General features: G+C 48.4%; 11 protein-coding genes. All 11 read left to right on the plus strand.

Features of this window, described 5'->3' with window-relative positions:
• A partial coding sequence (locus QZ209_RS12430; RefSeq protein WP_294348558.1) for an energy transducer TonB occupies positions 1–400 on the plus strand: 400 nt, incomplete at its 5' end.
• Positions 401–502: 102 nt separating this feature from the next.
• Entirely contained in the window at positions 503–1,516 is a 1,014-nt protein-coding gene (locus tag QZ209_RS12435) for an AraC family transcriptional regulator (protein WP_294348561.1), read from the plus strand.
• A gap of 218 nt (positions 1,517–1,734) precedes the next feature.
• Positions 1,735–2,532 (plus strand): outer membrane lipoprotein-sorting protein, encoded by a 798-nt coding sequence (locus QZ209_RS12440; protein ID WP_294348563.1) that lies wholly within the window; start codon positions 1,735–1,737, stop codon positions 2,530–2,532.
• On the plus strand, positions 2,529–3,800 hold the full coding sequence (locus QZ209_RS12445; protein ID WP_294348565.1) for a DUF1302 family protein: 1,272 nt from the start codon (positions 2,529–2,531) through the stop codon (positions 3,798–3,800). The genes QZ209_RS12440 and QZ209_RS12445 overlap by 4 nt, the downstream gene beginning before the upstream one ends.
• Positions 3,801–3,937: 137 nt before the next feature.
• On the plus strand, positions 3,938–6,337 hold the full coding sequence (locus QZ209_RS12450; protein ID WP_294348568.1) for an MMPL family transporter: 2,400 nt from the start codon (positions 3,938–3,940) through the stop codon (positions 6,335–6,337).
• A gap of 94 nt (positions 6,338–6,431) precedes the next feature.
• Complete coding sequence (locus QZ209_RS12455) at positions 6,432–7,463, plus strand: methyltransferase dimerization domain-containing protein (protein WP_294348570.1); 1,032 nt, start codon at positions 6,432–6,434, stop codon at positions 7,461–7,463.
• A 248-nt stretch (positions 7,464–7,711) separates the two neighbouring features.
• Complete coding sequence (locus tag QZ209_RS12460) at positions 7,712–7,891, plus strand: hypothetical protein (RefSeq protein ID WP_294348573.1); 180 nt, start codon at positions 7,712–7,714, stop codon at positions 7,889–7,891.
• Between the two features lie 97 nt (positions 7,892–7,988).
• Complete coding sequence (locus QZ209_RS12465; protein WP_294348576.1) at positions 7,989–8,225, plus strand: hypothetical protein; 237 nt, start codon at positions 7,989–7,991, stop codon at positions 8,223–8,225.
• On the plus strand, positions 8,207–8,386 hold the full coding sequence (locus QZ209_RS12470) for a hypothetical protein (protein ID WP_294348577.1): 180 nt from the start codon (positions 8,207–8,209) through the stop codon (positions 8,384–8,386). Before QZ209_RS12465 ends, QZ209_RS12470 begins: the two co-directional genes overlap by 19 nt.
• A 360-nt stretch (positions 8,387–8,746) precedes the next feature.
• Positions 8,747–9,769, plus strand: a complete 1,023-nt coding sequence (locus tag QZ209_RS12475; protein WP_294348579.1) for a methyltransferase dimerization domain-containing protein — start codon at positions 8,747–8,749, stop codon at positions 9,767–9,769.
• Positions 9,770–10,050: 281 nt separating this feature from the next.
• The gene (locus tag QZ209_RS12480; RefSeq protein ID WP_294348582.1) at positions 10,051–12,258 is read left to right on the plus strand and encodes a TonB-dependent receptor; all 2,208 of its coding nucleotides are present in this window, start codon (positions 10,051–10,053) and stop codon (positions 12,256–12,258) included.
• Positions 12,259–12,311 lie beyond the last annotated feature (53 nt).

Consider the following 12,311-nt stretch of genomic DNA (forward strand, 5'->3'; position numbering starts at 1 on the left):
AGTCAAGAAAGAAGAAGCGCCGCCGGAACAGACGCTCGCGACGCAGAAGGAGATCAGGAAGGCCATTCATCAGCCGCAGGGGGTCGAGGGCGGTATCGGTGACTCCCAGATATTTACGAATGTTGATACGATGCCGTCATTTATCCGTCAGAGGAAGCCGCGTTATCCTGCGTCAGCCCGTCGTGCAGGCATCGAGGGGAAGGTGTTTGTCAGTGTCCTGGTTTCAGAGAAGGGGAAACCGATAAAGGCGAAGATTATGAAACGTGAGCCGTCCGATCAAAAGGTTTTTGACAAGTCGGCGATCGAGGCTGTTATGAAATCAAAATATTCGCCTGGTATTCAGCACGGGAAGCCGGTCAAGGTGTGGCTAATGATTCCGATTCGTTTCATGTTGCGGTAAACAGTGAGGCAATTAAGGCTTATAGCGACGTATAGATAGATTTTATCTGCCGTTTTTGCAAAGCCATTGTCTTTTTATGACGGGGATGCAGTGAGAGTACCGATGGCAGGTTGTGGTGTAACGCATTACAGTTGGGAAAAAGGTTTCGATACCCATATAACAGACGGCTTTTCCCATACTCGGCCGGATAGCTTCGAGCACTGCTGGTATTCTCCGAAAAGTATCGGTCGGGGGATGATCCGCAGGATAATAATTCGGGATGGGTTTGAGCTTTGGGTTACTGATTTTCTGTTTGGACGGGATACCTGCTTTTCATTTCAAGGTTGTCCTTCTTTTCTTCTTTTTGGTTTTTATCTATCGGGGCACTATGAAGCGGTTGTAGGAAAGCCGGAGAGGGAATTGGAATTCTGCAGTGAACATCAGTATCTCCTCTATATGAAAAAGCTGGACGGATTCGGCGAGGTTAAGGCGGGAACTCAGTTGAGAAGTGTATCTATCGCCATCAGACCCGAGATGTTTTTTTCCTACTTCGAGGATGATATCGGTCATTTGCCATCGGTTTTTCAGAGGATTTTCGAAGAACAGGACGGCAGTATTTTTCGAAGGATAAGGGGGATTACGCCTTCTATGCATATTGCCTTGCGTCAGATTGTTGACTGTCCTTATCGTGGTATTGCACGAAAGCTTTTTTTGGAGAGCCGTTCCCTCGAGCTGATGGCATATCGGTTGAAGCACTTATCTGTTTCTGAAACAACGCATCAGATAAGAGAGCATGTTATGCATCCTGGGGATAGAGATCGAACGGAGTTTGCAAAAAACCTGCTGTTGAGTAATCTCGAAGCTCCCCCGCATCTCGATGAGCTCGCTGCAGTGACGGGTATGTCACATCCCAAACTCAATCGTTGTTTTCGGCAGATGTTCGGCAAAACGGTTTTCCAGTATCTGAAAGATGAGCGGCTGAGGCAGGCTCGGGTCATGATTGAAAATCAGGGATTGACCGTAACCGAAACCGCTTATTCTGTCGGGTATTCAAGCCTCAGTCATTTCGCCAAAGCATACAAGCATCATTTCGGCGTATCGCCCGGTGCCGATTGTCGCAGAAAAAAAGGTTGCTGAACCGATGTCTTTTCATGGATAGAAGGTGCAGCTCCCACATTGTTATTTACTCCGTGTTTTCAGCACGGGGAGAAGGCAGTTTTCCGCTGTTGTTAACCTTTTGGAAACCTTTCAATTCAAGCAAACTTTCGCCGATCGTCATACTCTGTTCGCCATCCGTTAGCGTAGAATTTATTCCGGTACTACTTTTTTTCAAAACTTTTAAACGGGAGTTACCAATGGTGAAAAAAACTCTTTTTGCACTGATGTGTTCAGCTTTGCTGTTTCCTTCAGACCGGAATATCGTCTTTGCTGAAACAGTTGGGGTGACAGGGTATGATGTGATGGTGATGGAGGATGAGCGACCAGATGGTGATGATCGGACATCGGTCTTGAAAATGACTCTGGTAAACAAGCGTGGAAGCAAACGGATTCGTGAGGTTTCTTCATACTCGAAGGACTATGGAAAAGATAAAAAATCGGTCATGGTTTTCGATCGACCGGCAGACGTCAAAGGGACTGCTTTTCTGTCCTGGGAATATGATGATCCATCGAGGGAGGATGACAAGTGGCTGTATATGCCGGCCATGAAGAAGGTTCGGCGTATCAGCGGAGCTTCGAAAAACGAATACTTTATGGGCAGTGATTTCACGTATGACGACATGGGAGATCGTCATGTGGACGAGGATACTCATACGTTGCAGGGTGAAGAGGCCGTCGGAGAACAGATGTGCTGGAAAATCGAATCGATCCCGGTCGACCCGGGTGATATGTATACCCGTAAGGTTTTATGGGTGAGCAAAGAGGAGAATATGATACTGAAGGCCGAATACTATGATAAAGATGGCCTCCTCAAGGTGTACAGGGTGGTTGATTTCGGTAAAGAGGGAGGCTTCTGGACAGTCAGGCATTCGGAGATGGAGAATATTGTCAGGAATCACAAGACAGTGATGGAGTTCAGTGCCATGCGGTATGACACTGGACTCGGTGACAAGCTGTTCAGGGTGTCATCCATTCAACGGGGCCGCATTCATTGAATTGGCAAAAGAAGTTGCTGCAGGCTCTTGTCGTGGCTGTGGGGTATTTACCGTTTACTGGTTCCGCATCGGCTGCGGATGAGAGCTCGTGGATGGAATGGGTGGAAGTCGACGGATGGGTCGAAGGTGCCCGGTCCGTGCGAAATCGTTCTCCTCACGATGCTTTGGTGTCGAGGGTTTGGGGACGTCTCAAGTTATCGTCCGAGGTTGACGATGTGTATGCACACCTTTCCGTCGATGCCCAGAAAAACTGGAGGGTTGAGGATGAAACAGGGATCGATCTGCACGAAATCTGGGCGGAATACACTGCTGAAGGATGGGATGTGCGTGTCGGCCGCCAGGTGATCATCTGGGGTAAAGCCGATGGCGTACAGATCACTGATATTGTTTCGCCACCGGATTACACCGAATTTATCACTCGGGATCTCGAGGAAATTCGACTCCCCGTAGATGCCGTCATGTTCAGGTTACTGGGTGACGAGGTCGATGTGGAGTTGATCTGGATTCCCGTTTTCAGGGCGGCTGTTCAGCCTTCTGCAGATAATCCCTGGGCCCTGGAACAGGATATTCCGGATGATGTGCGGGTAATGGTTTCTCCGGTAGATGAACCGGAAACGTCACTGGAAAACAGTGAAATTGCGCTGAAGGTCTCTGCATTCTGGTCTGGTCTCGATGTTGCGGTTTCGGTATTCCACACCTGGGACGACAATCCTGTCATGTACCGGACAATCACTGGCAGTGATGAGGGAGAGGTCGAGATTCATTTTTCGCCTGAGCATCGCCGTATGACGGTTTTCGGTTTGGAGTTTTCCCGCCCCTTGTCGGACTTCGTTTTCAGAGGAGAGGCTGCCTACTATCTGGGGCGTTTTTTCGAGCCACGGAGCATTACCGGGAATCCACTGGAGAAAAACGCATTGCAGTGGCTCGGTGGAGTCGACTGGACTCCGGGAAATGACTGGTCGGTGATTACACAGTTGACGGGTACGGCCGTTATGAATCATGAGTCTGAAATGGCGGCTGAAAAGCATGCCATGTCTGCGACGTTGCATGTTTCCAAAAAGCTGATGCGGCAGACTCTGACGCTTTCGAACATGCTTTATTACGATATCGGGGAGCAGGATTTTTTCGATCAAATCAAAGCGGAGTATGCGGTCAGAGATGATCTGCATCTTTTTACCGGAGTCGATGTGTTTGGCGGTGGCGGGAATTCTTTCGGACGGTACCGTGATAATTCGCAGATATGGGTCAAGGCGAAGTACAGTTTTTAAGGCATCTCGATTTTTTTATTCCGCGATTCAATCGCTTCGTTGAGCGGTTAGAAAGGGGTTTCTGTACTCCGTTCGTCATGCGCTTGAACGGCTCTCGACAATAAATAGAGGTTCCCTTAATACAAACCAATTATCTCATGTTGAACATAGAATCGATAAACAAACGTTTTCGTGTATTCGGAGAGTGGATTCTGAAGTACCGCTGGTTGAACATTATTTTGTTTCTTCTAATTCTCGGCGGTTCGTTTTCAGGGCTCAGGCAGCTTCAGACCGATGTGGACATGGATAACTGGTTTCTGGAGGATGACGAATTGCTTGTCACTAAAGAGCGATTCGAGGAAATCTTCGGTAGTGATCAGTATTGCGCTGTTCTGGTTCAAGCCGACGATGTTTTTGCTGTCGATGCGCTGTCAAAGATCCGGGAGATGAGCAACGAGCTTCTCGACCGGGTGCCATATGCCGACGATGTGATTTCATTGACCGATTTCGAGTTCAGTCGGGGTACGGAAGATGGGCTGGAAATCGGTGAGTTGATTCCTGAGGAGATCCCTGAAGATCCTCAGGAGCTCGATAAGATTCGCCAGCAAGCACTTGCAAAACCCCTCATGAAGAACCGTATTTTTTCGGATGATTCCCGCCTGGCATGGGTAATGCTGAGAATGAAACCGATTCCGGATGACTGGAAGGATCATTATGCTGAAAATCCCGAGGTGATTGTCGGCCGCATGGTCAACGAGATCGCAGGGCAGGAGAAGTATCGCTCGCTCAATCCGTTGACAAGCGGTCTCCCGGTAATCAATGTCGACAAGCAGAGTTTCCTGAGTGGAGAAATCGTGCGTTTGTTCGGATTGTGTCTGTTATTTACGGTATTGATTCTCGGTTTTTCCCTGCGAAGTTTCTGCGGGGTGGTGTTTCCTTTGTTAAGTGCCCTTTCAGGTATTGTGATCGTGCTTGGTTTACAGGGACATCTGGGGGTGGTTTTCGACCCTTCCATGATATTTATGCCGGTGTTTCTGGGACTTGCGGTTTCCGTGGGGTATGCCATCCATCTTTTCAATCACTTCAAACGATCGTTTTTCAGCACAGGCAACCGTCGAAATGCAGTGCTCTATGCGGTTGAGGAGACAGGCTGGCCATTGCTTTTCAGTGCCCTGACCACAATGGTTGCATTGATATCTTTTCTTTTCATTCCGTTACATCCCATCCGATTTGTCGGTATGACATCAGCGGCATTGGTCGGTGTGACCTACGTGCTGGCGATCGTTTTGCTTCCAACACTTCTAAGCTTCGGAAAAGACCGTCGGCCTGTGGTTGTCGAGAGTGGAAAGAATGATGGGGTTCTTGGGCGTCTCATGGTATGGCTGGGTGATCATGTGTTTGCACGGCCAGCACTGACAATGAGTGTTTTCGGGATTCTTGTCGTCATCTGTACTGCAGGGATCTCCCGCTTCGAGGTGTCGTTCGACGTTCGGCGTACTTTCGGGCTCAAGGTTCCCTATGTCAATAGGGTATACGAAGTCGGACAGAGTAAGGTCGGTTCATTGTACTCCTATGATGCGGCAATCGAGTTCGATAATCCGGGCGATGTGCTCGAGCCGGAAAATTTGAGGAAGATCGATGGCCTTGTTGAAGAGGTCAAGGCGTTTTCGCTGACAAAAAAAGTGACCTCCATCGTCGATATCATCAAAGATATGAATCAGTCGCTCAATGCGGGTCTGCCGGAATATCACCGTATTCCCGACAGTAGGGAGATGGTTGCGCAGCTTCTCTTGCTTTACGAAAATGCAGGAGGACTCGAGGTGGAGAAATGGGCGGATTATGATTACCAACGTGTGCGTTTGATGGTCGAACTGGGTGACTACAATTCAGGGGAAGCGATGAGAGAGCTTCAGGTGATACAGGATAGGGGCAAGGAGCTGTTTCCCAGCGCTAAAGTGCTGCTTGTTGGTGCTGTTTCGCAGTTTACGGTTATGCAGGATTATATGACCTGGGGTCAGATTACATCGTTTTTTCTTGCTATGGGGGCGATTGCCGTGCTGATGGCGCTGGTTTTCGGTAGCTTGAAAACCGGTTTGATTGCCATGATTCCCAATGTTTCTCCAGCTCTTGTCGTCGGCGGAATCATGGGTTATGCCAATATTCCGCTCGATATGATGACCGTAACGATCATGCCGATGCTGCTCGGACTCGCAGTTGACGATACCATTCATTTTATCAATCATGCGCAGCTCGAGTTTGTTCGGACAGGTAGCTACAGGGAAAGTTGCAAGAGGGTGTTCACTGCTGTCGGTTCAGCTCTATTCCTGACTTCTCTGGTGCTCATTCTCGGGTTTTCAGCGTATCTCGTGTCGGTTACACATGTGTTTTTCAACATGGGGTTACTGATAGGTAGCGGTATTTTGACGGCGCTGGTTGTCGATTATTTCGTTACACCTATCCTTTTGGCATGGTTCAAACCGTTCGGTAGTGAAACTGTTTCCTATAAACAGAAGGTTGCGGAATCATGCCGTGAAAAAGAGCCTGAAAGCGTACTGTAAAAAGAATAAAATATGTGAATTGTGGTTCTGGTTGTTATTTTATTTAGACTTTTTATAATTAACTGATGCGTGAATAATAATATCAGGATGGTTTATGAAATTACCGGTTTTAAACTCTCCATACAGCCAGATTAACAATCTGTTGTATAAAAGTTACCTGCCTCAAATAATAAACAGTGCGGTTGAAACTGGATTATTTGATGCGCTCTCGGGTAAGTCGCTTTCCTTGAGAGATCTTGCACAAGAACTGAATACCGACGAGCGTATTACAGGCGCTCTGCTCCGAATTTTAGTGGCCATTGATTTTATGAAAGAGCAGGATGGCTATTACAGTCTTACGGTTCTTTCTGAAGAATATCTGGTGAGTAATTCTCTTGTTAACCAGTTGGAGGCGGTGAGAATGTTTGCCGAAGGTACCAGTCCGTTCGACGGTTTGAAGCAGGCCTTGAAGGGAGAGACCAAAAGGTTCAATAGCGGGATGTGGGTATCGGAAAATGCTGTTCTGGCTATGGAGAAAAGTGCTAAAGCAGGGGAGATACAGGCGGCAGTTTCATTTATAAAGAGTATGCCGGATTTTTACGGTGCAATCAAAATGTGTGATTTTGCAGGGGGGACAGGTCACTACTCTTTTGCGTTCTTGCATGAAAACGGCAACCTTCATTCTCATGTCTACGACTTGCCGGAGGTGTGCTCTCTGGCAAAAGAACTGAAGTGTCGGGAAGAGAATTTCGATCGGATAACATATCATGATATCAACGGCTTGGGGGATTGCTCGCTGGGGAATGACTATGGTGTGTTTTTCATTTCCCGCTTTTTGTATGAGTGTAGAGAGGAAGCGGTTTTGCGGGCATTTTTGAAAAAAGTGAACGGTTCCATGAAAAAAGGTGGATTGTTTATTTCAAGTCACATTGCGTCTTGTTCAAAGAAAGAATGCGGCTTGACAATTGCCATGGTCGAGCTGATGACGCAAGCCAGGGGATATCCTGTGTATAAATTATCTGTAAATGCATTGAAAGATGCTCTCGGTGAAACGGGTTTTGGAGAAATCACCATACTACAGCCAGATGAAAGTGTTGCTTTTCCAATCCAGTTGTTGGCTGCCAAAAAAACAAAGGATGCCGAGTAGGTCATAGAGGAGTGATCTGATAGGGGGTCTTCAAGCATGTGTCTCTTTTATCAAGAGCAGGGATATGTTGTTTTGTGAATTTTATATTTATTTAAACTAAGTAAAATTTTGTCACTTTTGACGTGTTGATTATGATCGACATTGCTGGCGGTCACACTGATAAATAAAAAGTTGTACAAAGGCCTTGTTCGGTTCAGGTAGAAATTTATGCACGGGTGTCCAGGTGCTGTGAGTTGAATGAGGATGATATGCTGATGTGTGAGGCTTTGTCGATTTCTGTGGGAGCCTTGGAACGGAAGCGGTTGTACAGATCGGTGTTCGTGACAAGTATGGCGATTACAGCAATCGAGTCGAAGGATTTCAGGGTTGTTTCGGCAAGCGGGATACTTGGCAGAATCCTTGACGAGGTTTGTTTTCGCATGCAATAGTAAACGAAAACAATAAAAAGGAGTTAAAAAATGAGTACTGATTCTTTTTTGCGAGTGCAGATTGCCTGATTGTTCATGCTTCGTGTTGCAGGTATGCTTGCGCATATGTCGTTGCATAACGTTTTCAGCTTTCAGTTGGGGAGAGGGGTTGATCGGCGCAATGCAGCTTGAAGGGGCTACTCTTGCTTCCACTGCAGAAACTGCAATGCTTCCTGCACATGAAGGGATGAGTGGGGCGATGTTCTATGTTGCCCTAGTTTGGCTCGCCTTGTTGATGGGGCCGGTAATTCTGCCGTTGCTTTCGGGCCGAAAAGTATGGCGTGGAGGACGGTGATCGTTGGGGTGGTGATGGCTATGGGAGGCTTGTTGGGCAGTGCCTTTCATCTGACGGTCCACGAAGAAATTCCATTCGGGCTTGCAGGAATCGTTCTCTGTACGGTGCCGGGAATTACAGTTGGTGTCTTTGCCGAAAAATGGGTGAAAAGTGATACATGAGTTTATGTATTCCTCGAAAGGCAGGATTCTGTGTCTTCTGTCAGCCGGGGATTAAATGAAAATCGGATATGGACATGTTGCAGTCCTGGGCGATACAGGGACTGCAATTGTTGTGTTTTGACTGATTGTTTTGCCAGGATTGGTTTTTCTGAATGCAAGCAGGAGGGAGAGGATGATTCCTGTGGCTTTAATTTATTTAATTATAATTAGTCTAATTATATATTAATACATTATATTCTTGTCGAAAATTGGTCATGCGCATGATTGATAATTATTGACTTGTAGTAAATGATCTGGAGTAGGCAAGCGCTATGCTCTTCAATAGCAGTGATTCATCAATAGTAATGGATGAGAGGAGGTATGAAAAAAAAGTCAAATGATTCGATAGATATGCACCGTTATGTCTACAAGCTTTTCACAGGCCGGATGCAAGCTCAGGCGCTGTTGACCGGACTTGAATTACGTGTTTTCGATCATCTTTCGTTTCCTCAGCCTGGTGAAGTGATTGCCGCAACGTTGCGAAGTCATCCGTCAAATACAGCGGTATTGCTCGACAGTCTGACTTCGGTAGGGTTGCTGGAGAAGAAGAATGGACGGTACTGCAATACGCAGCGGGCAGACGAGTTGCTCAACAGTGAAAGCCCGAGTTATATCGGCAAGATACTGCTTTTGATGCATCGCATGTCAGCCGACGTGGTCTCCGATATGACCCGGCTTATTAAGGACGGGCCCTTTGTCGATCATTCCGGTTTCGGTAATGAAGAGATCTGGGTCGACTATGCTCGTACCGTTGGCAATTATCATAAGGGGGGCATGATGCAGGGTATTGCGGGAATCGTTTCCGGTATCGAGGGATTTTCATCCTTTGACAACATGCTCGATCTCGGGGGCGGCCCCGGTTTATACTGTATCGGGATCGTCTCTGAAAGTGAGTCCATGAAAGGAGTTGTGTTCGATCGGCCGGGAGTACTTCGCGTGGCTGAGGAGTTCATAGCCGAATATGGTTTGCGTGATAGAATTTCTGTTAAAAGCGGCGATTACCTGACCGATTCCATCGGTGAAGGATACGATCTGATCTGGGCGAGCTCAACTCTGAATTTCGCCCGTTCGGATCTGGATCGGCTGATGATGAAGATTCATGATGCTCTCGTGCCGGGCGGAGTATTCGTCAGTCTTGCCGAAGGGCTTACGGATGAAGGGACGAAGCCTGATTTCTATGTTCTGGAAAATTTGAGTTATGCGCTTACGGGTTTCAACCAGGTATTCCATAAGGGTGAAATTGCCGGTGCCATACACCGGGCAGGCTTTGCGTCGGTAGACAGCATGACTGTTGAGACGCCGATGATGCCGATGGAGATGGATATTGCAAGAAAGAAAACGTGATAAGAGAGGGCCGGCGCGCTATCTGGTATGCGTGTTGTGACCCGGACACGCTCGTGAATATGAAGTTTCTCGTTAATCAAGCAGTAACCTAGAGCATAAGGAAGCCGCTATAAATTGTCGCGAGTGCCTCGAGCACGAGGCGAACGGTGTCCCGATTGAATCGGGATAAACTTCGAAACCGGAGTCCCGACAGGTCGGGATGAGGATTTTGAGCACTGATCAACGAAGTAATCATGATGCGCAGCAAATTAATAGAGGTGCCCATAAAAGAAGTATTAAAGATGTTTGTAACTGTAGTAAAAAAAGGGCTTGCGTGTTGCCTGATCGCGCAGGTTGCGCTTACCGGGTTGGTTCGGGCGGAAAACGAAATGACGGACTCTGCAGCAGAGGCCGATTCTCTGACCAGTACGGTGGCTGAAACACCTGAAATTATACCGCAGCACCTTATGAAAGGCATCGAGGTGGTCGGCGACAAGGTGGGGCGTGATATTCAGGATCTACCGACAAGTGCCGCGGTTGTCGATGAGAGCAGAATGAAGGACGAGCCTATAGCGACCATCGACGATGTGCTCAACAGGGTTGCCAACGTGAACAGCGAAGGAATGGCGGCTATGGGCGGTTTGTTCAGTATTCGTGGTATCAATCAGGGCAGTATATTTGCATCATTCGATGCGACGAATCAGCTTGCTGCGGTGTATCTCAATCAGGTGGCGTTGGGCGGATTGATGAGCCAGTACATAAAGCCGTCTACCTGGGATGTCCGCTCTGTCGAGGTGCTCCGGGGACCGCAGTCCACCCTGCAGGGAAAGAATTCCCTGGCCGGTGCGGTCTTTTTCAACTACAACCGTCCCGATTTTACTTTTGACGGTGGATTCCGTGCCGAGTATGGTGAGCTCGATACCTGGAACCTCTCGCTCTATCAGAATGTCCCCATCGAAGAGGATGTGCTCGCGGCAAGGATCGCCCTCGAGACACGTAACAGCGATGGAGGCATCGTCAATCCGATAACCGGCGCGGACGACATCGCACCGATTGATGAAAAAACAGCCCGCCTGCAACTGCTCTATCAGCCGTCGGGCAACGAGGATATTTCCTTCAACCTGACAGGCATCTATTTCGATTCGGAAACAAACTCCCAGCCCAGGGCGACGGAATTCGGCATGTACGATCTTGAAGATAGATTGAATGAGGAGACCTGGCCAGGATATGTTCCACAGGAGTCATGGTTTACCGCGCTTGAATCCGATTTCCGTCTCGACGATAACTGGAGGATTGCGGCCGTCACAGGCTATTCCGATCTCAACATCGCCGATTATACATATGATGGCGATCAAATGGCGCTCGATCTGCTCTGGGTCAACGGCGATTTTGATGAAAGTCAATTCAGTCAGGATCTGCGGCTGCATTATGAGGGGGACAGGTTTCGGGGTCTCCTGGGCGGGTATTACTCGAAAGCAGATGTTCGAACAATCTATGGTGCCGACGGTTTGTTTACATCGATATTTGATCTTGGTGAGGAAGTGACCGTCGCGGCGCTCTATGCAAATGCCGACTACGACATTTTGGATAACCTCACGCTGAATGCAGGTTTGCGGTACAACACCGAAAACCGGAAAAACAACAGCAGTTTCTACTATTATGGCCCTCCGCCGTTCTCTACGGATCCGTTTGCCCCTTATGAGGAAAGGGAGGGTTCTGTGGACGTCGAAGCCGATTACGATCAGCTTCTTCCTTCGGCAAGTCTTACGTATAGTTTTACCGATGACGTCAGCGCGGGTTTGAAATACGCCAAGGGATACCGGTCGGGCGGCATTTCCGTGGCGTCGATTTTACAGAATGTCGAGGAATACGAAGAAGAGATCGCCAACACCTATGAGCTGTTTTTCCGTTCCGTTCTTCTGAATGACCGGCTGACGCTCAACGGCAATATCTTTTTCATCGACTGGCAGGATATGCAGGTGCCCTATCTTCCGGCGGGCGGTTTCCCCGGTTTCGACGAACTGATCTCCAATGCCGGTAAGACCGAGATCAAGGGATTCGAAGTTGAAGCGAGAGCCACAGTGACCGATGCCCTCGAAACCTTTCTCGCCCTCGGTCATACCAGTTCCGAATTCAAGGAATTCGAGCTTTACGGTGAAGACCTCGCCGGCAGGTCTCTGCCGAACTCTCCGGAGTGGACCGTTGCCGTCGGAGCGAACTACAATCACAGCAGCGGGTTTTTCGCCGGAGGCACGTTCAGGTGGGTTGACGAGAGCTATAGCGTGCTCAATGACGAGGAAGTCACCAGGCTTTCCAAAAGACACGTTCTCGATGCGAAGGCCGGATACCGTAAAGATAACTGGTCCGTTTATGTCTGGGGCACCAATCTGCTCGACGATTTTTATGAACTGAATATGACGAATATAGCAGGTTACATCGGTATGCCCGGACGGGCTGGGAGCGTCAGTACGCCTCGCCGTCTGGGTATAGGCGTGGAAGCTGCCTGGTAAGATCCGCCTGTGTGCGGCGGGGAGAACGGTTTTTTTATGAATTACAAACAGTG

Source organism: Prosthecochloris sp. (genome assembly GCA_015482705.2).
Classification (GTDB): domain Bacteria; phylum Bacteroidota; class Chlorobiia; order Chlorobiales; family Chlorobiaceae; genus Prosthecochloris.